General features: G+C 45.5%; 20 protein-coding genes. 16 read left to right on the top strand and 4 right to left on the bottom strand.

Translation table 11 applies throughout. The annotated features are described in order from the left end of the window. The 5 genes from A0G03_RS17890 to A0G03_RS17870 all read left to right on the top strand — a co-directional run. The coding region (locus A0G03_RS17890; RefSeq protein WP_101749534.1) for an MATE family efflux transporter at positions 1 to 1,245 on the top strand (1,245 nt) is incomplete at its 5' end. A gap of 1 nt (position 1,246) precedes the next feature. Beyond that, positions 1,247 to 2,257 (top strand): glycosyltransferase family 2 protein, encoded by a 1,011-nt coding sequence (locus A0G03_RS17885; protein WP_072062009.1) that lies wholly within the window; start codon positions 1,247 to 1,249, stop codon positions 2,255 to 2,257. An 81-nt stretch (positions 2,258 to 2,338) separates the two neighbouring features. After that, positions 2,339 to 3,748, top strand: a complete 1,410-nt coding sequence (locus A0G03_RS17880) for a mannose-1-phosphate guanylyltransferase/mannose-6-phosphate isomerase (protein WP_048259380.1) — start codon at positions 2,339 to 2,341, stop codon at positions 3,746 to 3,748. A gap of 12 nt (positions 3,749 to 3,760) precedes the next feature. Continuing rightward, complete coding sequence (cpsG, locus tag A0G03_RS17875; protein ID WP_048259382.1) at positions 3,761 to 5,137, top strand: phosphomannomutase CpsG; 1,377 nt, start codon at positions 3,761 to 3,763, stop codon at positions 5,135 to 5,137. 46 nt (positions 5,138 to 5,183) lie between these two features. Beyond that, positions 5,184 to 6,404 carry an O-antigen ligase family protein gene (locus A0G03_RS17870; protein WP_080965221.1) on the top strand — a complete coding sequence of 407 codons (1,221 nt, stop codon included), beginning with the start codon at positions 5,184 to 5,186 and terminating at the stop codon, positions 6,402 to 6,404. A gap of 185 nt (positions 6,405 to 6,589) precedes the next feature. Here the strand turns inward: A0G03_RS17870 and rfbD are convergent, their stop codons facing one another. The 3 genes from rfbD to rfbA are packed head-to-tail and all read right to left on the bottom strand — an operon-like array spanning position 6,590 to position 8,845. Then, positions 6,590 to 7,441 carry a dTDP-4-dehydrorhamnose reductase gene (gene rfbD, locus A0G03_RS17865; RefSeq protein WP_048259383.1) on the bottom strand — a complete coding sequence of 284 codons (852 nt, stop codon included), beginning with the start codon at positions 7,439 to 7,441 and terminating at the stop codon, positions 6,590 to 6,592. Continuing rightward, positions 7,438 to 7,974 carry a dTDP-4-dehydrorhamnose 3,5-epimerase gene (gene rfbC, locus A0G03_RS17860; RefSeq protein ID WP_048259384.1) on the bottom strand — a complete coding sequence of 179 codons (537 nt, stop codon included), beginning with the start codon at positions 7,972 to 7,974 and terminating at the stop codon, positions 7,438 to 7,440. The genes rfbD and rfbC overlap by 4 nt, the downstream gene beginning before the upstream one ends. 1 nt (position 7,975) lies before the next feature. Beyond that, on the bottom strand, positions 7,976 to 8,845 hold the full coding sequence (gene rfbA / locus A0G03_RS17855; RefSeq protein ID WP_048259385.1) for a glucose-1-phosphate thymidylyltransferase RfbA: 870 nt from the start codon (positions 8,843 to 8,845) through the stop codon (positions 7,976 to 7,978). Between the two features lie 246 nt (positions 8,846 to 9,091). On the opposite strand from rfbA, the gene A0G03_RS17850 reads away from it, so the two are divergent. From A0G03_RS17850 to adrA, 11 genes are all read left to right on the top strand, one after another. After that, positions 9,092 to 9,988: a sugar phosphate nucleotidyltransferase gene (locus A0G03_RS17850; RefSeq protein ID WP_048259386.1), complete on the top strand. Its 897-nt coding sequence runs from the start codon at positions 9,092 to 9,094 to the stop codon at positions 9,986 to 9,988. A 230-nt stretch (positions 9,989 to 10,218) separates the two neighbouring features. Further along, positions 10,219 to 11,625 carry an NADP-dependent phosphogluconate dehydrogenase gene (gndA, locus tag A0G03_RS17845; protein ID WP_048259388.1) on the top strand — a complete coding sequence of 469 codons (1,407 nt, stop codon included), beginning with the start codon at positions 10,219 to 10,221 and terminating at the stop codon, positions 11,623 to 11,625. Between the two features lie 462 nt (positions 11,626 to 12,087). Next, positions 12,088 to 12,330 carry an exopolysaccharide production protein YjbE gene (gene yjbE, locus A0G03_RS21785; RefSeq protein WP_048259389.1) on the top strand — a complete coding sequence of 81 codons (243 nt, stop codon included), beginning with the start codon at positions 12,088 to 12,090 and terminating at the stop codon, positions 12,328 to 12,330. Positions 12,331 to 12,405: 75 nt separating this feature from the next. Further along, a complete protein-coding gene (locus A0G03_RS17835; RefSeq protein WP_048259390.1) occupies positions 12,406 to 13,083 on the top strand; it encodes a YjbF family lipoprotein in 678 nt (225 codons plus the stop codon). 9 nt (positions 13,084 to 13,092) lie between these two features. Continuing rightward, positions 13,093 to 13,875 (top strand): capsule biosynthesis GfcC family protein, encoded by a 783-nt coding sequence (locus A0G03_RS17830; RefSeq protein WP_048259391.1) that lies wholly within the window; start codon positions 13,093 to 13,095, stop codon positions 13,873 to 13,875. Then, positions 13,872 to 16,004 (top strand): YjbH domain-containing protein, encoded by a 2,133-nt coding sequence (locus A0G03_RS17825; RefSeq protein WP_048259392.1) that lies wholly within the window; start codon positions 13,872 to 13,874, stop codon positions 16,002 to 16,004. The genes A0G03_RS17830 and A0G03_RS17825 overlap by 4 nt, the downstream gene beginning before the upstream one ends. Positions 16,005 to 16,396: 392 nt before the next feature. After that, positions 16,397 to 16,954 carry a chorismate mutase gene (locus tag A0G03_RS17820; protein ID WP_048259394.1) on the top strand — a complete coding sequence of 186 codons (558 nt, stop codon included), beginning with the start codon at positions 16,397 to 16,399 and terminating at the stop codon, positions 16,952 to 16,954. A 19-nt stretch (positions 16,955 to 16,973) separates the two neighbouring features. Further along, on the top strand, positions 16,974 to 18,593 hold the full coding sequence (locus tag A0G03_RS17815; protein WP_048259395.1) for a S53 family peptidase: 1,620 nt from the start codon (positions 16,974 to 16,976) through the stop codon (positions 18,591 to 18,593). Between the two features lie 294 nt (positions 18,594 to 18,887). Beyond that, the gene (locus A0G03_RS17810) at positions 18,888 to 20,312 is read left to right on the top strand and encodes a glycoside hydrolase family 1 protein (protein WP_048259396.1); all 1,425 of its coding nucleotides are present in this window, start codon (positions 18,888 to 18,890) and stop codon (positions 20,310 to 20,312) included. A gap of 94 nt (positions 20,313 to 20,406) precedes the next feature. Next, positions 20,407 to 21,243: a BglG family transcription antiterminator LicT gene (gene licT / locus A0G03_RS17805; RefSeq protein WP_048259397.1), complete on the top strand. Its 837-nt coding sequence runs from the start codon at positions 20,407 to 20,409 to the stop codon at positions 21,241 to 21,243. A 226-nt stretch (positions 21,244 to 21,469) separates the two neighbouring features. Continuing rightward, positions 21,470 to 22,531: a diguanylate cyclase AdrA gene (gene adrA / locus A0G03_RS17800; RefSeq protein WP_048259398.1), complete on the top strand. Its 1,062-nt coding sequence runs from the start codon at positions 21,470 to 21,472 to the stop codon at positions 22,529 to 22,531. A 132-nt stretch (positions 22,532 to 22,663) separates the two neighbouring features. On the opposite strand, the gene A0G03_RS17795 is transcribed toward adrA, so the two are convergent. Then, the gene (locus A0G03_RS17795) at positions 22,664 to 23,767 is read right to left on the bottom strand and encodes an ABC transporter substrate-binding protein (RefSeq protein ID WP_048259399.1); all 1,104 of its coding nucleotides are present in this window, start codon (positions 23,765 to 23,767) and stop codon (positions 22,664 to 22,666) included. Between the last annotated feature and the right edge of the window lie 193 nt (positions 23,768 to 23,960).

Below are 23,960 nucleotides of genomic sequence, written 5' to 3'. Positions count from 1 at the left end.
TCATCTTGGGTTGCAAAAATAGTAATTGCATTATCTCAAGTTGCATCTATTCGTTACCTTTTGGATATGATGGGGGAAAAAGGATATGCTGCATTTGTTCTTCTGTCGGGACTTTTGGTTTGGGGCGGTATAGCTGATTTTGGTATAGGTAGTAGTCTCCAAAATTATATTTCAGAGTCAAGAGCAAGAGGTGAAAATTATAATCAATATATAAAAGCATCTTTTGATATTGTGTTTTTAGGGATGTTGTTTTTAGTTCTTATACTCTATGTATCATCTGATTTCTTATCTGGTATATATTTATCTAATTTCTCCTATTTAGAAATAGGTAATAAAGGTAATGTTTTCTTTGTTGCGAGTGTAATATTTTGTTCTGTTGGTATCGGTAGCATCATCTGTAAAATATGGTTCGCAGAACAAGCTGGCTGGAAAGCAAATGCAGTAAATGCAGTTTCTTACTTATTTGGTTTTTTTGGAGTTTGGTTTGCCCATAAAATGCATATGGGATTAAGTGTAAAATTATCATTGGCTATAATGTTTATTCCTTTATCTTTCTTTACTATGTTTTTTTTGGTTAATAGATATCTTAAAGATATTAATGGAGATGTGAAAGTAAAGGACTATGTCGCACTTATAAAAAGAGGTCGGGGATTCTTCTTTTTCGCTCTTTTATCTGTCCTTGTATTGCAAGCTGATTATATTGTTATGTCTCAGAAGCTATCCGCATCTGACATTGTCGTGTATTCTGTGTTAATGAAAATTTTTTCTTTGCTATTTTTTATCTACAGCGCTGTTTTGCAAGCGCTATGGCCTGTATGTGCTGAGTTGTGTGTGGGGAAAAATTGGGAGAGGTTAAATAAAATAGTAATAATAAACATAATCCTTGGCTCTGTTTTTATTTTTTTATTTACTTTTTTTATCTTTCTTATTAAAGATGAAATAATACCATTTATTTCTACTAAAATAGATTTAAATATAAATTACTCTGTTTTTTTAATGTTTGGTGCTTATTTTATAATTCGAGTTTGGTGTGATACGTTTGCTATGCTTTTACAAAGTATGAATTATCTGAAACCACTGCTTTATCTCGTACCTATTCAAGTGGTGGTAGGTTTTAGCGCGCAATGGTTTTTTACTGAAAAATATGGAATTGTAGGGATGCTTTTAGGACTTTCATTATCTTTCATTGCCACTGTTGTTTGGGGGCTTCCATATTTTTATTGCAAGTTAATTAAGGCTAAATAAGATGAAAATTTCATTTTGCATCCCAACGTATAATCGATGTGATGTTCTGGGGGAGTTAATAAATAGTATAAGCATCCAAGAGGGGCATTCATTTGATATAGAGATATGTATCTCCGATAATGCTTCAACTGACGGAACCACTGAATCAATAGAAAGATGGAAAGATATGTATGGGATTCAGATTGTCTATAAGAAAAATGAAAAAAATATTGGTCCTGATAGGAATTATTTATCGGCAGTCTCCTTAGCTTCAGGAGATTACTGTTGGTTACTGGGAAGTGACGATATATTATCTTCTGATGCGCTTCAGCAATTAGAAATTTTTATTTCGAAAGAATGTGATTTATATCTATGCAATCGAAAAGAGTTTGATGTAGATATGAAGAACATAAAGTTTGAACATCGAGAGTGGTTGAGTTCTGATAGTGCTGTTTTTTCATTTGAAAATAAAAAAGACTATATAGATTATTTCAAGAAGTGCCGAACATTAGGTGGTGTCTTCAGTTATCTAAGTTCTTTAATCGTAAAAAGAGATAAATGGAACGCAGTTTTTTTTGACGAAGATTATATTGGTTCAGCATATGCACATGTTTATGTTGTATTATCAATGATAAAAAATTCTGATTTATTTAAGTTGCAATATATTTCTCAGCCTTTAGCTTGGTGCCGGGGGGGGAATGACACATTTTTAGAGAATGGACTTGCAAAAAGAATAGAAATTGATTTAACCGGATATGTCAATCTTGCATATGATTTCTATGAAAATCAAGGTGTCAGGCATGAGTTTTTGAGCGTGCTGCTGAGAGAACGCCCTTGGTTTTATAGTTCATTGATTGTGGGCCATTCTGGTTCAGAAAGTGTAAAAGAGAGTGTTGCTGAGTGTTATAGAAAAATGGGAAAAAGAAAAATTTTCACTCAGCTTTTTTTTAAATTTGGGACTCTGGGTTTTTATGCCTACAAACTTCCATTTATTCAGAAAAAAGTAGCTCCGTTAATTAAATCTGTTAGATAGTGAAATTTCTCGTTGTCTTACTTTTTTTTGTACCCGAACGGAAACGTATTTTATGTTTTTTTCGATGTAAAAGGAAATGAAATGATTTTCCCTGTTATTATGGCTGGCGGTTCAGGAACTCGTTTATGGCCACTCTCTCGTACTCAATATCCTAAACAGCTAATTGCGTTATGTGGCGATGAGACAATGCTCAAAGCAACGATAAAACGTCTGAAGCAGTTAAAGGCAGAGAAGCCATTAGTTATTTGCAACGAAGAGCACCGATTTATAGTCGCAGAGCAACTCAGAGAGCTGAACACGAGTGGAAAAATAGTATTGGAGCCAATAGGTCGTAATACTGCACCAGCTATTGCTGTGGCAGCGTTGCTATCGATGAGAGAAACACCTACACATGATCCTATATTGTTAGTATTGGCCGCAGATCATGTAATTCAAAATGAATCGGCTTTTACTGATGCTGTTAAGCTGGCAGAGCCATTAGCCGCTTTAGGAAAATTAATTACTTTTGGAATTGTACCAACTGAAGCACATACAGGATATGGCTATATCCGCCGTGGTATTAGCGCTGATGGAATAGCATTTCCTGTTGACTGTTTTGTTGAAAAACCTAATCTAAGTACAGCCGAGGAATATTTTTCATCGGGCGACTACTATTGGAACAGTGGAATGTTTATGTTTAAGGCAAGTTCTTACCTTAAATCGCTCCAGGAACATCGACCAGATATTTTCGCTGCCTGTGAACAGGCTTGCGCTGATTCCAGTGAAGATCTAGATTTTACACGTCTTAATGAAATAGCCTTTACTCGTTGCCCAGATGATTCTGTCGACTATGCCGTCATGGAGAAAACCAGTGATGCGGTCGTTATTCCATTGGCTGCTGGATGGAGTGATGTCGGCTCATGGTCATCGCTATGGGACATTTTAGAAAAGGACGAATCGGGTAACGTTAATATTGGTGAGGTAATCGCGCTCGATAGCCATAATAACTATATCTCTTCTGACTCGGCATTGGTTGCAACAATCGGCATTAATGATGTTGTCATTGTTAATACCGGAGATGCGCTTTTGGTCGCCGCTAAAGATAGATCGCAAGATGTAAAAAAAGTGGTCGATCGGCTGAAAGAAAGTAATCTCCATCACTACCGTGAACACCATGAGTCATTTCGTCCTTGGGGTAAAATTAGCAATATTGATTCTGGCGATCATTACCAGGTAAAAAAAATAATCGTTCACCCTGGGCATGGCCTCTCTCTGCAACAACATTTCCATCGGGCAGAGCATTGGGTTGTGTTAGTGGGCACGGCCAAAGTCAATATTGATGAAAAAGAGTTTTTCCTTTCAGAAAATCAATCTACGTTTATTCCGCCTGGGGCTGTTCATACTTTAGAAAACCCTGGCGTTATTGATCTTGTAATGATTGAGGTACGTTCAGGACACTATTTGGCTGACGATGACATCGTCAGACTGCAAGATCGATACGGCAGAATATAAAAGGTATTATTGATGTCTACGCTCACCTGTTTTAAAGCCTATGATATTCGGGGTCGTCTGGGCGACGAACTTAATGAAGATATTGCTTACCGGATTGGTCGGGCTTATGGTCAGTTTACAAGAGCCAAAAATGTTGTTGTTGGCGGTGATGTCAGGCTAACCAGCGAGAGTTTGAAATTAGCGTTGTCCGATGGCCTACGGGATGCAGGAACAAACGTATTAGATATCGGATTAGTCGGTACAGAAGAGATCTATTTCGCGACACATCATCTGGGGATTGACGGAGGCATTGAAGTCACCGCAAGCCATAACCCAATTGATTACAACGGTATGAAATTGGTTTGCAAAGGTGCTAAGCCAATTAGTGGTGATTCGGGATTGCGCGATATTCAGGTATTGGCAGAGAACAATGTTTTTACCCCGATACTTGCCGAAGAGAAAGGTGAATACACAAAGATTTCTGTGCTTGATGATTATGTTCAGCATTTAATGACCTATATAGAGCCTGCGAATTTTAAACCGTTAAAGCTAGTCATCAACAGCGGTAATGGTGCGGCAGGACACGTTATTGATGCGCTGGAAGCACGCTTCAACCAATTAAATATTCCCGTCACTTTTATCAAAGTACACCATCAGCCCGATGGCTCTTTCCCTAATGGTATCCCTAATCCGCTCTTACCAGAGTGTCGAAAAGATACCTCTGATGCGGTTATTGCCCATTCGGCTGATATAGGGATTGCCTTTGATGGCGATTTTGATCGGTGTTTCTTGTTCAATCATCTCGGTGAGTTTATTGAGGGATACTATATTGTTGGTTTATTGGCCGAGGCTTTTCTCCAAAAAGAGCCCGGTGCCAAAATCATTCATGATCCTCGGCTGAGCTGGAATACCATTGATATCGTTAATTCCTGCCAAGGCAAACCGGTTATGTCAAAAACAGGACATGCCTTTATCAAGGAACGGATGCGGCAAGAAGATGCCGTCTACGGCGGAGAAATGAGCGCTCATCATTATTTCCGCTCATTTGCGTACTGTGATTCTGGAATGATCCCCTGGTTATTGGTCGCTGAATTGCTTTGTGTAAAAAATAAAAGCCTGCGCGATTTGGTGAGTGAAAGGATGCAGGCTTATCCGGCATCTGGAGAAATTAACTCCATATTAAGCGAACCTGCTAAGGCGATAGAGCGAGTGAAAGCGACTTACTTGCCGAAAGCGTTATCTATTGATGAGACCGATGGTATCAGTTTAGAATTTGAAAACTGGCGTTTCAACCTTCGTTCTTCTAATACAGAATCAGTTGTTCGCTTAAATGTAGAATCAAAGTCAGACAAAGCGTTAATGATTAAAGAGACGCAAGGTATTTTATATCTACTTAATAAATATATTTAGGTGTGGAATTTCATTGCTATAATTAAATTAAAAAACGTTGGTAGATATGAATGTTTTATACAGAAAAAGCAGTGGTAGTCTTGCTATAAGTAGAGGATATCGTGTTCACAAAGATGTGGTGGTATCTAATTTAATCGGGTTGGCGGTTTTTTCCACGTTTTTGCCATTTAAAATATATCCATTTTTCTATTTAATTGCTTGCATTTCTCTTATGGGGGCGCTAAGAAATAAAACTTACCTCTACAATATTTTTCTGTTCCTTTTTTGTTGTGTCTCTGGCGTTGTTTTTTTATTGCATCCTATAGATGATGATACGATTTCAGCATTAATTAAACTTTATCTTAATGCTATTTTACTGTTTTTTTTATCTATATCTGAAAGGAAAGTTTCGGGAGGTTTTAATTCGTTAAAGACAATTGAATTATACTTGCGATTTATAATGTTACTTTGTTTTATTCAGATTCTTACTTTGCAATTGATTTCTGGCGGGATATCTATAACGGCTGGAGATTCTTATTCAGCTGGTCAGATATTTGACAGTGATTTTGCTTTATTTGGTGGTGGTGATAAAAATATGTTTGGCGCAAAAGTTGCGTTATTTGGATATTTACATTATGTATTATATTCTATTATATATAGGAAATATCATTTTTTATATGCAGGGTTAACTGTTTTGACTGCTCTTCTCAGTTTATCAAGAACGTCTTTTATATTTATACTTATTGCTATTTTTGTTTTTTATTTCTTAAAAAAAGATAGGCCTTTTGCAAAGATTTTTTTTGTGCTAACAACTATAATTATTGTTTTCTTTGCGATGCCTTATATTTTAGATTACATTAGGATTTCATCAATAACAAGCTTTGAAAGAAATGATGGCATGTCCATTAGGCTTTTATATTGGATTTCTGTTTTTAAAGAGTATGATGAGATTGGCTTTTTGGGACAGGGTATCCTTTCTGCAAGGCAATTTTTACCGAGGTTTAGTGAATATTATAATGGAGAGCCAAATGTCCATAATTTATTCCTTAATACATACTTAGATATCGGTTTTTTAGGTTTTGTTTTATATCTTTCATTCTTTTTCTCTCTTTTTATTAATATGAGAAAAAAAGATAGTAAGTTAACGTTGATTGTTTTTTTACCATTATTGTTAATGATAAATACATTATATACTGCTTATGATAGTGAGCCTTGGGCATATTATATATTATCAATATTAATTATCAGATCTAAGCAGTTAGTTTCACCGTTGGAACGTAAATGTTAAATCTATTGCTTAAATTAAGTTTATTATTTTTTACATCACGTTATGGTTTTTATTTATAAGTAAATGACACTGTTTGATTTTTAAGGCGCTTGTTTTTTTACACAAGCGCCTTGTGCCTTGTGACGACATGAGGAAAGTATCAGATAAAATCACCAATTTTTCTATATGACCGTTAATAGTGATTGTTAATATCTAATTATTCCTTTAAGCCTTTGCTCCCAATTAGAGCATTTTATACTGATTCTTTCTATTTTTTCACACGACAATGAAGAGTATTGAGGCCGATATGCTGGGGTAGGATATTGCTCAGCTGTTATCGCCGTTAACTGTGGGAGTTTATCGATAACGCCTTGCTGTTTTGCCATTTCAAAAATGGTTTTTGCAAATTCATACCAGCTAACTTCTTTATCACCGCAATAGTGATAAATTCCACATTCCGCATTTTTCTCAATAAGAGAAATAATCGCCTGCGCTAAATCCCCTGCATAAGTTGGACATCCCTTTTGATCGGCAACGATACTTAATGTGTCACGTTCTTTTGCCAACCTCAGCATCGTCTTAACGAAATTATTACCGTATTCACTGAACACCCAAGCGGTACGAACGATGATGGCGTCGGGGGCTGCTTTCGTTACGGCCTGCTCGCCAGCTAACTTTGTTTTACCGTATACACTTAAGGGATTGGTAGTACTGGATTCAAGATAAGGCGTCGTGGCATTTCCATCAAAGACATAATCCGTCGAAACGTGGACTAATCGGATCCCCTTTTCATGTGCTACGGTAGCCAAATTATGGGGACCTGTGGCATTTATCTTTTCTGCTAATACTGATTCTGATTCCGCTTTATCAACGGCGGTATAGGCTGCCGCATTAACAATCGCGTTTGGTTGATAACGTGCTATAGCCGCTTCAATCTGCGTTAAATCAGTGATATCAAGTTCGCTAGCATCCGTTGACCATATTTGCCAGTGGGCGGGAAGACGATCCTGAAAGCAGCGACCCAATTGCCCATTTGCACCCGTCAGTAATATTTTCATTTTGCTAGATCCTTGAATAACTTTCCTACTTTGTCTTTCTCGGATAACTGTGGGGTTGATATTGGCCATTCGATACCAAGATCAGGATCGTTCCATAATAGGCAACCCTCATCGCTAGGATCATAATAATCTGTACACTTGTACTCGAAATCTGCGATATCTGAGAGGACAACAAAACCATGTGCTAGCCCCGGAGGGAGCCAAAATTGAGTTTTGTTCTCTTCAGAGAGGAGTGCTCCATACCATTTCCCATAGGTAGGAGAATCTTGACGAATATCTACTGCAACATCAAAAACTTCGCCACGTACAACGCGGACAAGTTTCCCCTGCGGGTTTGTTTTCTGGAAATGCAGACCTCGTAATACACCTTTACTTGAGCGGGAATGATTATCCTGGACAAAGTCTACATCGATATCCAGCATCTCCTGATAACGTCTCTTTTCAAACGTTTCCAGAAAAAAACCTCGTGCATCACCGAATACCTTCGGCTGAATAATTTTTGCGCCGTGAACAGCAGTATTAATGATTTGCATATTATTTTTCTGCGATGAGTTGGGTTAAATATTGTCCGTAAGACGTTTTGAGCATCACTTTTGCTTCATCGGCAACTTGCTGTTTAGATAGCCACCCTTTGCGAAATGCAATCTCTTCCAGGCAGGCAACCTTCAGTCCCTGACGCTTTTCGATGGTGTGAATAAATTGTGAGGCTTCAATCAGACTGTCGTGTGTGCCGGTATCTAGCCATGCGAAACCTCTGCCCAGCAGCTCGACATCCAGTCTGTTTTGTTCAAGATACATTTGGTTCAGAGTGGTAATTTCTAACTCGCCGCGGTGCGACGGTTTTACCTGCTTCGCCATTTCAACGACATTTCTGTCATAGAAATAGAGCCCAGTAACGGCCCAGTTAGACTTTGGTTTAATCGGTTTTTCTTCTATCGATAACGCTCTGAAATCCTGATCAAATTCGACAACGCCAAACCGCTCGGCGTCGGTGACTTGATAACCGAAGATTGTTGCCCCTTCTTCTTTAGCTGCAACGGCTTCAAGTTTTTTACCAAAGCTCTGACCGAAATAAATATTATCACCGAGTACCAGCGCACAGCGTTCCCCATTGATAAATTCTTCACCGATGATAAAGGCCTGAGCAAGTCCATCAGGGCTAGGTTGAATCGCGTAGCTAAGTTCGATGCCAAAACGGCTACCGTCCCCCAGAAGACGCTGAAATGCTGGCATATCCTCAGGCGTAGTGATAATCAATATTTCACGGATACCAGCGAGCATAAGAACCGAAATAGGATAATAAACCATCGGCTTATCATAGATCGGCAGTAACTGTTTGGAAATTCCGCGAGTAATTGGATACAACCGAGTACCACTTCCCCCCGCGAGCACGATCCCTTTCATCAACTAGTCCACCCTTTGTCTTTATTTCATTAAAAATATCTTTGAATAGTCGATCCATTATATCACTCTGCTCCACCAGAATTGTCTGATGTATCAGAAAAAGTCGATGCTTGAGATCGCTTTGTGGCTGATTGGGTGTAATCTTAGTGTCATGCGTGGCGTGTGGCATTACCCCCCGCAGGGTGAAAACGATCGGCCAGATCAACACAGTTAGATAAAAACCATCAGATTGAAGAGAGTCAATCCATGACATCATTAAAAGCTATTATCCCTGTAGCAGGTTTAGGGATGAATTTGTTACCGGTGACCAAGGCCATTCCTAAGGAAATGTTGCCGCTGGTTGACCGCCCTGTGATTGAGAAGATCGTCAATGAGTGCGTGAGGGCGGGGATTAAAGAAATTGTCCTGGTGACGCATGCGTCAAAAAATGCGATCGAAAACCACTTCGATACCTCGTTTGAGCTTGAATCTTTGCTGGAAGAGCGCGCTAAGCGCCAATTGTTGGCTGAAGTTCAGGCCATTTGTCCGAAAGGCGTGACGATCATGAACGTCCGCCAAGGGGAAACGCTGGGGCTGGGGCATGCCGTTTCCTGTGCTCGCCCAATCGTAGGGGATAATCCGTTTGTGGTGGTGTTACCTGATGTGGTGCTGGATGAAAGCACGGCCGATCAGACGCAGGAAAACCTGGCGCTGCTGATTTCCCGCTTTGAAGAAACTGGGCGTAGCCAAGTGCTGGTGAAACATCGCCCTTATGAGGTGTTGCCAGAGTACTCTGTTGTCGATTGTGAAAAACCGCTAGTGAACCCAGGCGATGCTGCCGCGATCACCTCAATGATTGAGAAACCCGAGGCACCATCCGAAACGGGATCCGATCTTTCTGCGGTAGGGCGCTATGTGTTAACTGCCGATGCTTGGGCATTGCTGGATAAAGCCGAACCTGGCGCATGGGGACGTATTCAGTTAACAGATGTGATTGCCGATATGATTGCGACTCAGCAGGTCGATGCGGTGCAGATGTCGGGCAAGAATTTTAACTGCGGCCGTAAATTGGGTTACGCGCAGGCATTTGTGTCTTATGGATTACGCAATCCTGAGTTTGGTGCCGAATTTAAAGAAAGTATTAAGGCGCTGCTGAAAAAGTAATATTGAGTGGTAATATGCAGTAAAACCGTAGATCGCTGAATCGTTCTGCGGTTTTTTCTTTTGCCCGCCATATGTTCATGTTGACGGGGCTTTCGCTATCAAACCAATCACTACCCACTCACGCAAAGCTGAGTTACCATGTCGACCTGTTTTTAAATTGCTTGCGAGGTCGCAGCGCGAGGCGTTGTCGCCGTTTCAGGCAGGTTATCCTTCAGACTGGAGTTGCTTTAATGTCCAAACAGCAAATTGGCGTTGTCGGTATGGCGGTGATGGGGCGCAATCTGGCGCTGAACATTGAGAGCCGTGGCTATAGCGTTTCCATCTTTAACCGTTCTTCCGATAAAACCGATGAAGTTATCGCGGAAAATCCGGGCAAAAAACTGGTGCCTTCTTACACCGTTGAAGCGTTTGTTAAATCCCTGGAAGAACCCCGCCGTATTCTGCTGATGGTGAAGGCTGGCGAAGCAACCGATAAAACCATTGAATCGCTGAAACCTTATCTGGAGAAGGGCGATATTCTGATCGATGGCGGTAATACCTTCTATAAAGATACCATTCGCCGTAACCGCGAACTGTCTGCTGAAGGGTTTAACTTCATCGGTACTGGCGTATCCGGTGGGGAAGAGGGGGCGCTGAAAGGGCCTTCTATCATGCCGGGTGGTCAGAAAGAAGCCTATGAACTGGTCGCGCCGATTCTGGAGCAGATTGCCGCACGTGCGGACGGCGAGGCCTGTGTGACCTACATTGGCGCTGATGGCGCAGGTCACTATGTCAAGATGGTGCATAACGGCATTGAATACGGCGATATGCAGCTTATTGCTGAAGCCTATGCATTGCTCAAGCAGGCGCTGAATCTGGACAACGACGAGCTTGCTACCACATTCTCTGAGTGGAACAAAGGCGAGTTAAGCAGCTACCTGATTGAAATCACGGCCGATATCTTCAAGAAAAAAGATGAAGAAGGTAAATATCTGGTTGACGTGATTCTGGATGAAGCCGCTAACAAAGGTACCGGTAAATGGACCAGCCAAAGCTCTCTGGATCTGGGCGAACCGCTGTCTCTGATCACGGAATCTGTTTTTGCCCGCTACCTTTCTTCACTGAAAGATCAGCGTGTTGCGGCATCTAAGGTGCTGACGGGCCCGACGACTCAGCCATTTGGTGGTGATAAAGCCGAGTTTGTTGAGAAAGTACGTCGTGCGCTGTACTTAGGCAAAATCGTTTCTTATGCTCAGGGCTTCTCACAGCTGAAAGCGGCATCAGACGAAAACAGCTGGGATCTGAACTACGGTGAAATCGCCAAAATTTTCCGCGCGGGTTGCATCATTCGTGCACAGTTCCTGCAAAAAATCACCGATGCGTACGATCAGAAGGCGGATATCGCTAATCTGCTGCTGGCGCCTTACTTCAAGAAAGTGGCGGATGAATACCAGCAAGCACTGCGCGATGTCGTCTCTTACGCCGTTCAGCAGGGTATCCCGACGCCAACCTTCTCAGCGGCAATTGCCTATTACGACAGCTACCGCTCAGCCGTGCTGCCAGCTAACCTGATTCAGGCTCAGCGCGACTATTTCGGCGCGCATACCTACAAGCGTACAGATAAAGAAGGTGTATTCCATACCGAATGGTTGGAATAATCATTTCTTATGCTTAGGTAATGCGGTTTGTTAATAAAACGCCAGATTAGGAAATATCTGGCGTTTTATTATATTGGTGAATCAATGGATTGATATCGCTAAGATATTTATGACTTTTTTTCTGGAATACTGTAAATTTCATTAAAGAAATCTGCTTTTTTACCGAGATCATTGCTGTTTATTACATCGGGATCTTGCTATTTTTAACGGTGTTGCAAAAATTGAGTTGTAGTTTTGCTTTCTGGTATTGCTTATCAGAGGTGGTAGCCTCTCAAAAATGCTTTGCGTGATAGAGAATTTTATCGCCATTGGATTGAACGCATTGCTGGGAGGATCCCGGTAACGGTCGGTAACGGGCTAAATAGAGATGTTTGCTGTTGTGCTGACTAGAATGAAGGACGGGGTATGGTCTTTTTGACGGTACTCCACCCTGAAGTACTTCATGTTAAAAAGGAAATCGTAATGAAGAAAACGTTAATCGCGCTGGCCGCTGTTCTGGCTATGTCGTCAAGTGTGTATGCAGCTGGTCCTGCTGGTGCTGCTGCCGCTGGTAGTGCTGGTGCTGGTGCGGGTGCTGCTGCAGGTACTACGGCACTGATTGCAGTGGGTGTTACTGCCGCTGTTGCTGTTGGTGTTGCTGTTGCTGTTGCTAGCAATGACGATAACAACAGCACGGGTACGACAACGACGACGGGCACCCGTTAATTTTATATCTACTCTAAGGCCACTTCGGTGGCCTTTCTTTTTCCAGGCTGCGCTGTTCAACGAGAACTGCATTTCATGACAAAAATAAAACGAATGGCAAAGGTACGTTCGCTGATTGCCATACCTCTTTTATCGATTGTGTTGACTGGCTGTTCCCAAAATGTGGAGCAGGTGGGGAAAACGTTCAAACTGGCGTTTTTTGGTCAGGATGACACCCATGTGACGGCCAAACGGGTTTCCGATACACCCTATGCGTCGGCCTATCTAAAAGTGGGAGAGGCGCCACAGGCGTTTGTCATTCTCGTTTTTGCCGAACAGAACCAATTGAAATGGATTGGGGCTGATAAAAATATAATATCGACCCAACATGGTCGTTTAGTGAAAACGCAGGGCTTTGGCGAAGACATTACCTATGTGGATAACCTGCAACAGGATCCGCTGACATTAGGTCTATTGAAGACATCAACGCCAATGACATGGCAAAGCCGTGTTGAGTGGTCTCAGGTCTTCCGCGGTGGGTACGATACCCGGTCCGTTTTTCAGGCCCGTGGCAAAGAAACAGTAAAAATTCTGGATACCTCGCGTGAGCTGTTGCGCTTTGATGAACAGGTTACCGTCCCCGCCTTGAATAAATCTTACACCAATAGCTACTGGCTCGATCCGATTAACGGAAGTGTGATTCAAAGCCAGCAGTATATGGGGCCGGATATGGCATTGGTAACATTCACCGTATTAAAACCCTACGTACAATAAGGGGCTGCAATGTTGGCACTCAATCGTATCGCTACCTTGTTGCTGCTGGTTTCCGGTGTCGCGACGTCTGCACAGCTCACTGTGAAATCGCCTCAAGAGACGATCGCCGTTGTTAAACTGGACGACGGTACGCGTCTTGAAAAGTTTTATGAGCAGGTTTCCTGGCCACAGAACATCAACTGGCGAACCGCGCTTATTTCTGATTTCGCGACGACACAGAAAGTTCGTGTACAGGGCGATGTCTTAATGCAAAAACTGGCTGAGCTGGAAACGCGCTGGCGTAACTCCGGTGATGGCGATCTGGCGATCTCCGCCTGGCTTCTGAGAAAAGCCCTTAACCCCATTGATGTGGCCGGCCGTATCCGTACCGATCTGGATCCTGACCGCGTGCGTGTTTATATAGAAAATAATCACCCTCTGGTGGGGGAATATGCACTGTATGTGGCTCCTCATGATGACAGACTGTCTCTGATCGGTTTGGTGAATACCTCCGCCGATGTGGGTGAACTGGAGACGTCGGGAAATGTTGTGCTACGTGCAGGATGGTCGGTCGAGAATTATCTCGCTGGACGGCGGCTTTTAGCGGGAGCAGATAATAGTTACGGCTATCTGATTGGGGGAAATGGCCAGTGGCGCAAGGTACCGCTAGCGCTGTGGAATCGTCAGCATATTGAACCTGCTGCGGGCGAAACGATCTTCATCGGTTTCAATCCTTCTGTTTTACCACAGGATATGTCATCACTTAACGAGCAGCTTGCTGACTACCTTGCTAACCGGATCCCACTCGAATGACCAAGAACAGAAACGTTAAACTAGGCTGTCTGTCGTTGGCGATTGGCGGCATTCTGAGTGCGCAGGCTATGGCGGCTGAAACAGAAAACAGCCGTACTGCGACGAACCCGAATCTGCGTTTTCAGCCTGCGGGTGTGTCGCAGTCTGATTTCGGTGGCACGGGCTTATTGCAAATGCCAACCGCACGCATGGCGGAAACGGGTGAATTTAGCCTTAACTACCGCGACAATGAGGAGTATCGACGTTACTCCGTGTCCCTCCAGCTCTTTGACTGGCTGGAAACAACGGTGCGTTATACCGATATCCGTACCCGACTTTATAGCGACGACGCGTCTTTCAGCGGTAATCAAACCTACAAGGACAAAGCCTTCGATCTCAAGGCTCGCTTGTGGCAGGAAAGCTACTGGATGCCGGATGTATCGCTGGGGTTGCGCGATATTGCTGGTACCGGGTTGTTCGATAGCGAATATCTGGTAGCCAGCAAGCGTATGGGGCCGTTTGATTTCACCTTGGGTATGGGGTGGGGCAATATGGCGGAGAGCGGGAATATTAAAAACCCAGCCTGTTCGCTTAAAGCCAGCTTCTGCAATCGTACTCAGAATACAGAAATCGGTCAGTTTGAGGTTAAGAATTTCTTACACGGTCCGGCGGCACTGTTTGGTGGAATTGAATATCAGACGCCATGGGATCCGCTGCGCCTGAAACTCGAGTATGACAGCAACGATTATAGTAATGAGACTGCAGATGGTGCGCGAAGCGAGAAAATCAAGCAGGATTCTCCTTTCAACATCGGAGCGGTTTACCGTGTGGGCGATATACTGGATACCACGCTGTCGTGGCAGCGGGGCAATACCCTGATGTGGGGCTTTACCCTACGTACCAACTTCAACAGTTTGAAACCAAACTATTTAGACGATGCGCCACCAGTCTATGCGCCAGTGCAGGATGGTAAAGGGACAAACTGGCAGCTCGTTTCGAAAGAGCTGAATGATAAGGCTGGCTTTAAGGACGCCGATATCTACGCGGACCAAAAGCAGGTCACCATTGTTGCCGATCAGACAAAATATCGTGATAGTGAGCAGGCCACACAGCGTGCTGCCACCGTATTGGCGAATCATGTCCCAGGTAGTCTTGATGAATATCACATTGTTCAGCGCAGCCAGCGCTTACCGATTGCCAGTACGGAAGTCGATGCCAAAGCCTTCCATCAGGTTCAACAGGCTGCTATTCCGCTTGGTCAACCTGAACCTGCTACGCATCGCAAAGAGCCGGTATCTGACGTGCGCGGTCAGCAGGTGCTGCTCGCAGAGCCCGATCGCCTGACGTATTCATTAGATCCGACGCTGGTGCAGTCTTTCGGTGGTCCTGAATCCTTCTATATGTACCAAATCGCGCTTAAAGGCAATGTGGACTACCGTCTAAGCGATCACTGGAGCGTGGGGGGAACCGCGCTGCTGAATCTGGTGAATAACTATGACAAGTTTAACTATAAATCACCGCCGGCCGATGGCGCGGCATTGCCGCGAGTCAGAACCTGGGTGCGTGAATATTCCACATCTTCCGATCTGTTATTGACCAATCTGCAATTGACCCGCAGGGATAATCCCGCGCAGGACTGGTATACGCAGGTCTACGGCGGCTATCTGGAAATGATGTATGCTGGCGTTGGCTCTGAAGTGCTGTATCGTCCGTTCGGTAAAAGCTGGGCGCTGGGGATGGATGTTAACTATGTCAAACAGCGTGACTGGAACGACATCATGAGAATGGCCGATTACGATGTGGTGACAGGTCATCTGACCGCGTATTGGGAACTGCCGTTTGTAGAAGGTGCTGTGGCGAAAGTGAGCGTAGGTCGTTATCTGGCTGGTGATAAAGGGGTCACGCTCGACTTGTCTCGCCGCTTTGACAGCGGGATTGTTGCGGGTGCCTTTGCAACCAAAACTAACGTCAGCGCCGCTGAATACGGTGAGGGGAGCTTCAGCAAGGGCTTCTACGTCTCCATACCGTTTGATCTGCTGTTCACTGAGCCTACGGTGAAACGTGGCGCGGTTGGTTGGGTACCGCTGACGCGTGACGGTGGTCAAATGCTACAGCGTCGTAGCTCGCTGTATGGCCTCACCGATCACTAATCGATCCCGTTCGTTTAGGGCGTAAATCAAGCCCGTCATGGCCAAGTGCCACGACGGGCTTTTTTGTGCGCGTTTGCTTTATCGATCAATATCGCCACTTGATAACTTATTTGAACTATTTCATTTGGTCATTGTTTGTATCTTAATCATCCAATGTTGATGATTGTGCTTCTGAGACATGATTCCGTAGTTGCTTGTAATTTAAAACGTTAATGGCAGGAATTGCGACAGATGGGGAAATTTTTAAGAGGAAGTGTGTCCTATGGGTAATGATTGAAATAGTTTCGTCATGGAAGATTCATATAGCGAAATCTATTATCTCCTGCCGCAATGGCAAAATAAAAACATAGCCATAGATGTTCATGGTAGTGCTGACAGGAGAGTGCAACCCAATGAATTTGCCTATTTCCGCTGTTATCTCGTTAGTGATGAGTTCTGCCTGGTGTCTCCCTCTGCATGCAGCCGTGCAGGATGATTCTCTTGGTATCTATCAACTTATTCAGGAGAGGATGGCGCTCATGAAAGATGTTGCGGGGTACAAAGCCCGTCAACACCTGCCGGTTGAGGATTTGAAGCAAGAGGACCGTATTTTGAGTAAGGCGCGGGAACAATCTGCTGCCGTTGGTTTATCCCCTCAGAGTACACAGCTGTTCTTTACTTCATTAATGAATGCCAGCAAAGCCATTCAGTATCGATACATGGCGGACTGGCTCGCGACACCGGAGAGCGACTGGACACCTCGTTCGCTGAACGACACGATCAGGCCCACGTTACTCACGATTGACGACCAACTTCTGATTAGTATTAAACGTTATCTCGCGAATGGTGGGCATTTTGCGCCTCAACAAGAGGCCACGTTTCTTTCTTCTATTAATGTTGAGCATCTGTCACAGAACGACAAACGCCAGATTTACGTGGCATTGAGTCACATTGAACCAGACGGCAAATAGCTGAGTGGGAGAGAAGACGATGACTTACCAATTATTGAAAGGGAGTGAGCGCGGAAACATCGCTGACGCAGCGTACCGTGAGCGCTGTAATGTTAATGAGAGCGTCAGGGTCATGTTGGTACTGCGTTTTACTACGCCAGATGATGAGTATTACACCGAACTGCACGATAGCATCGATCCACAATTTGGCGGCATCAACGCCAATAAGCCGCTGTCGCGTGCCAGTTATGCCAGAAAATTCAGCGCTGATGATGCTGATATCGAGCATGTTCGTGCGTTTGCGCGACATTATCGGCTATCTATCGAACGTGAACATCCTGCCAGCCGCACCGTCTTCTTGACGGGTACTGCAGGGCAGATAGAGCAAGCGTTTCGCGTGAGCTTAGCCCGTTATGATCACAAAAACGGGGCTTTTCGTGGGAGATCGGGAGGGATTTATCTGCCCGAATATCTACAGGGCGTGGTTATCGCCGTGCTAGGGCTTGATGAGCGTCTGGCGACGGATTGTTGCCTGCGTATGAATCGTCCGTTCTCTAATACAGAAAAGCGCCCGCTGGGCTATACGCCGCTAGAGCTGGCTGAGCATTATCACTTCCCTGAGCATGATGGCGCCGGGCAGTGCATTGGCATCATTGAACTGGGGGGCGGGTATCGCTTACCGCAGTTGGAGCACTATTTTAAACGAATGGGCGTTAATCCACCGCAGATTGTCGATGTTTGTGTGGGAGGTGCCAAGAATGCCCCAGCATCGTTGGATAGCGATAAAGAAGTGAACCCGATTGATATCGAAGTACAGATGGATATCGAGATTGCTGGCACGTTGGCACCGGCGGCCAAAATTGTGGTGTATTTTGCCCCGAATACCGATGCAGGGTTTTTAGAAGCAATCAATACCGCGATTCATGATGAGAAAAACGCACCGTCGGTTATTTCGATTAGCTGGGGCGGCAGTGAGTCGAAATGGACAGCGCAATCGTTACAGGTTTACAACCAGGCTTTTCAAACCGCCGCTGCATTAGGTATCACTGTGTGCGTGGCCTCTGGCGATCAGGGAGCGAAAGATGGCGAGCCTCACGGGCTGCATGTGAACTTTCCTGCTTCCAGCCCCTACGTTTTAGCCTGTGGCGGCACTCGGCTGCAAAAAGCAATGGAAGAAACTACCTGGCACAGCCGAGACGGCAGCGCGACGGGGGGCGGCGTCAGCCAATATTTTGCGCTTCCCGGTTGGCAGTTAGGGTTATCTCTGGCAGACAAATACGGTGGCCATCACCCTCTGCAACACCGTGGCGTACCGGATGTCAGTGGTAATGCCGACCCCGAAACGGGCTATCTGATTGAAGTCAACGGACGGGAAGGCGTGGTTGGCGGAACCAGCGCCGTCGCGCCGCTGTGGGCGGGATTGCTGGCGCGAATGCTCGCACTGACCGAGTCGGCATCGTTGTTTATTCCCCCCTTGCTGTACCGTAATCGTAATAGCTGCAAGGATATCGTGCGGGGGAATAATGGGGCGTTTGTGGCTTCAGAAGGATGGGACGCCTGTACGGGATTGGGCTCGCCCGATGGAATGAAGCTACTCAGGCTGTTGAAGCGGCTCGTTAGGCTTAACGGTGCACGAGACCATGATGGTGGTGAACGGTAGTCTGCATTCTTGGGATGGCTGGCGTAGGGGACGAATCATGCTCAGACGAGGGGATTATCGGTGATATTCATCACAGATTGCCCGACCTTGGTTTGAGTCTACGACGGTTAGCAGATATAACCCGATAAGAAGGACGTGATCGGGCTTAGGCCTGAGCGAAACCTGATACGACGCATGTGATTCAGACATGTCCGTATCAGGTTTTTTTTTGCCTGAATTCAACCCGATCGCGTGCCACCCATAACATCAGCGATGTCTTGCTGACATTATCTCGTTAAGGAAAGGAGAAAAACTGTGAAATACCGTCATCTTAAACGTTTCCCAGAGGGGTTTTTATGGGGCGCGGCGACATCGGCTTATCAGGTTGAAGGGGCATGGAATGAAGACGGCAAGGGGCCGTCGGTGATTGATGCCAGAACATCCTATCCTGAGGGCACCACGGATTTCAAAGTCGCCAGTGACCATTATCATCGCTACAAAGAAGATGTCGCACTGTTTGCCGATATTGGCTTCAAAACCTACCGTTTTTCCATCGCGTGGAGCCGCATCATCCCCGATGGCAGCGGTGAGGTAAACCCGGCAGGCATTGCGTTTTATCACAACCTTATCGATGAGCTGCTGCATTACGGTATTGAGCCGATCGTCACGATGTACCACTTCGACCTGCCGCAGGCGCTACAGGAAAAAGGTGGCTGGTACAACCGGGAAACGGTGGACGCGTTTGAACGCTTCGCCAACGTACTGTTTGATGAATACGGCGAAAAGGTGAAGTACTGGCTGACCATCAATGAACAAAACATGATGATTTTGCACGGTTCTGCATTAGGCACGTTGGATCCGACGCTGGAAAATCCTAAGCAGAATCTCTATCAGCAGAATCACAACATGCTGGTGGCTCAGGCAAAAGCAATGAATGCGCTGCATGAAAAAGTGCCCGGCGCGAAAATTGGGCCAGCACCCAACATTGCGTTGATTTATCCGGCCTCAGCGAAGCCTGAAGATGTGATGGCGGCGTTCAACTATAACGCGATCCGTAACTGGCTCTATCTGGATATGGCGGTATACGGACGTTACAACACGGCGGCCTGGCGCTATATGGAAGAAAAAGGCTATACGCCGGAGATTCTGCCCGGTGATATGGACATTCTGGCATCGGCCAAACCTGATTTCATCGCGTTTAACTACTACACCTCGCAAACGGTTGAAGCCAGCAAAGGCGACGGGTCGGATGAGATCGCTCGCGGAGGTGACCAACACCTAAAATCGGGGGAAGAGGGCGTGCACCGTGGCGCAAGCAACCCGTGGTTGCAGAAAAATGCCTTTGGCTGGGAAATCGATCCTATCGGCTTCCGCAATACCTTGCGTGAGCTGCACGATCGCTATCATTTACCGCTGATCATTACAGAAAATGGGCTGGGCGCGTTTGATACGCTGGATGAAAACGGTGAGGTTCAGGACGATTATCGCATCGACTATCTGCAACGCCACGTTGAGCAAATTCAGCTTGCGATTACCGATGGTGTGGATGTCTTCGGCTATACGCCATGGTCGGCGCTGGATCTCATTTCTACCCATCAGGGATGCTCGAAACGCTATGGTTTTATTTACGTTAACCGTGAAGAATTCGATCTGAAAGATTTGCGGCGCATCCGTAAAAAAAGTGCATACTGGTATGCTGATGTCATTAAAAACAATGGGCTGGATAGCTCAGAAGCGTAAATGATGAAAGAAGACGCCTCGACAATATGACGTTCGAGGCGTTAAACGGCAGGGAGGGTCGCAAGCCTTCCCGTGAGACAGGACGGCTGATGCGATGATCATTGAAAAAATACTGAGCAATAACGCCGTGCTGGTGCTGGCTGATGACCAACGGGAAATTGTGGCGATTGGTAAAGGTGTCGGCTTTGGCAAAAAGGTCGGCGATCCTATCGATCCGCTACGCATTGAAAGTCAATTCGTGAAGAAAAGCGACGGTATCGCGGACGTGCTATCACAACTGCTGGCGGATATTCCGCCTGACTGTCTGGCGGTCACGCAGCAGATTATTACTCTGGCGCAAAAAACGCTGCGGCTCGATGTGCAGGACACGTTGTTTCTGGCATTAAGCGACCATATCAACTTTGCAATCCAACGCCATAAGAAAGGACAGACGATCAAGAATCTGATGCTATGGGATATTCGCCAGTTCTATCGCGGTGAGTTTGCCGTTGGGTTAGAGGCGCTAGCGTTGATTCGCTCCAGATTGGATATCGATTTACCGGAGGATGAAGCAGGGTTTATTGCGCTGCATCTGGCGAATGCGACAAATAACAGCGACATGCAGAGCACGATGCAAAGCGCGGGTATCATTAAAGATATTTTGACCATTCTGAAATACGATCTCCACATCACGTTTGACGAGCACTCTCTCAATTATCAGCGTTTGATTACGCACCTGAAGTTCTTCGCGCTACGTTTGTTAAACCGGGAAACGGTGAGCCACGGTGACGACTCCATCTATCAGGGAATTACCGAACTGATGCCGCGTGCCTATGCCTGTGCGATGAAGGTGTATGAGTATGTGGAGAAGAATTACGACTGCCGGCTGACCACCGACGAAGTTATGTTTCTGACCATTCATATTAACCGTTTACAACCCTCTCCCTCTTAGCCACATCGGCCATCATGACTGACATGGCGGCGCAATAACAGGTACGGCGCGAAAGCCACGGGTAAGACCACCGGGAGTTAACATTCGTGTTACTCTGTTTAGCCGTTACGACACGAGTCTGTTATGTAACAGAATAAATTAAAATACTGTTCACTGATGCTCACATGCTTTCAGTCATAATGTTCTTTTTTCTCGCTATTCGTTAGTGAACCGCATGGGGGTCGCTATGTCAGCCTCGTCGCCGATGTTTTTGACGGTAGATGTACGTCGCTCAGGGCTACGCTTTTCCCAGCGAGTCTATATTCCACGTATTGTCGGTACGATACTGTGCTCTCTTTTTATTTCCTCGGTATTGATTGCCAAACCCGTGCCGATTCTCGCGTGGGGGCTCCTTTTTCTTAATGCCTTTGTCTGGCCTCACATTGCTTACACGCTATCCCTACGTTCGCGCGATCCTATGCGGTGTGAGAAGCGTAATTTATTGATTGATGTGGCATTTGGTGGCATCTGGATAGGATTCATGGGCGTGAATCTTTTGCCCAGCGCACTGATTGTCGCGATGGTTGGTATGAACGGTACGGCGGGTGGTGGAATCAAGCTATTTGTTCAGGGCATCGTATTACAGTGTGTGACCTGCGTGCTGGTTCTTATGTTGTTTGCTGTACCCATTTCGCTGGATACCACGCCGGTTCAGCTTTATACCTGCTTGCCGATGTTACTGATTTACCCGATTTTTTTGGGTTATGTCACCTACACGACCGCGCTAAAACTGGCAGAGCACAAGCGTATGTTGATGGAAGTCAGCATTCATGACGGTATGACCAGCCTCTATAACCGTCACCACTGGGAACGCCTGCTGAAGCACGAGTATGATATTTGCCAGCGTTATAAGCGTACCGCCACGTTAGTCCTGTTTGATATCGACCATTTTAAAGCCTTTAACGATAACTTTGGGCATAACGTCGGCGATCAGGCGATATTGCTGCTGGCGCGTGAACTGACGTCAGGTTTTCGGGAGACGGATGTGATCGGGCGATTCGGCGGCGATGAATTTGCCGTTATTTTACCGCAGACTAGCGCGGGGGATGCGTTGGACGCGGTGAACCGCATCCGAGAGAGTTTATCGCTGAAGTTCCTGAACCAGACGCCGCAGTTGGCGGTTTTTGTCAGTGTCGGGATTGCGGAGATTTCACCCACTATGGCCCAATACATTGACTGGTTAAAGGCGGCAGATATGGCGCTTTATCGGGCAAAAAATAAAGGTCGTCGCCGAACCGAAGTGGCATGAATACACAAGATAGCCGATTGATATTTTGATGTGTTCTGGGTAAAAGACAAAAAAGCCCTTATTGCCATTGCTATGGTGATAAGGGCTTTATCTTATTATAAGACTACTTATTATAAGGCGAGGAATAACGTATTAATGGGGTAATGCTTCTTTTGGATGCAGCCCTAAGTTACCCGGAGACGGTTCGCCTTTCACTTCGCCGAGATACAGACCGATCTGAGCGCGGAATGATTCTACCGCAGCACGATCGCTCATGAAGTCGGCAAAGGCTTGCGGACTGGTGTTCTTATATTCCCAGATAGGCTTATAGCCAGCTGGTGGCGCAACGTCAGTACGAACTGACCACATATACCAGACATTGCTCTGCGTCTCTTTATCCAGCAACCAGCTCAGATACAGCTTGGCGCTTTCCGGGTGCTGAGCCTGTTTGAAAATAGCCGCACGCTGTGCCCAAGAGACAAACGGATCGTTTTTAGGCAGAACAAAACGGGAGTTGGCGTTTTGATCGGGAGCGAGCGCGCCGTCTGTAGAGAATGTCGCTGCTGATTTGCCGCTTTCAACATCGTCTGCGGGAGCCTGTGTGCCGCGTACATAAACCGGATTCTGTTCTTTGAATTTAGCGACATATTCCCAGCCGTATCTATCAACAACCTGTTTAAACCAGAACAGTACCGCGTCGTCATCATTCGGGTAGGTTAAGACAATACTGCCTTTCAGATCGGGACGCAGATAGTCATTAGCTTCTGTCGGCCAAGCGTTTTCGGCAATCAGCTTGGTATTGACCACGTTGCTGAACGCATCGACAAACACGCCAGTCCAGGCGCCGTCTTTGTCTTTAAACGCAGGGTACACTTTATCCCAGCCGATCGGCTTGTAATTCAGTAATACGCCATCTTTCTTCCAGCGCGGGTAATCCTGAAGGGTTTGTAGCTGTACCACATCCGGCACCAGCGTCTTGGTCGCTAGCTGGTTATCAATACGTGCATCGTGGAATTTACTGTAATCCACAATGACGTTGAGTTTCATGCCCGGAAAGCGTTTTTCAAACGCTTGTTTGATGCCATCCTGCTGACCCGGTGTGTCTCCACCAGCATAGACGGTCACAATACCGCCTTCTCGAAGCGCGTTCTGATAAAGCTCATTGATCGGACGCTTATCGGCCTCTACTGCCGCATAGCTGGTCGCTGCCGCCGCCATCAGCGCCGTAAATGCGACCACCTGTTTTATTTTAAACATCGATTCCTCCTGAATGAGTGCCGATATCTACCGACACATTATTTATCCCTTAATATTGTTGGTTGGATAAGAATGCGTTGGCGATATTATTAGAATGATTATCAAATTATTTCATTTGTTTGATATTCATTATCCTGCTGAGTTAACAGTAAAATGACCTGTTGTCAGAGGGTTTTTGTATGTTATCTGGTTG

This window comes from Pectobacterium peruviense (genome assembly GCF_002847345.1).
Classification (GTDB): Bacteria; Pseudomonadota; Gammaproteobacteria; order Enterobacterales; family Enterobacteriaceae; genus Pectobacterium; species Pectobacterium peruviense.
Note: the sequence above shows the minus strand (reverse complement) of the source record. Positions and strands in the feature narration are given on the sequence as shown.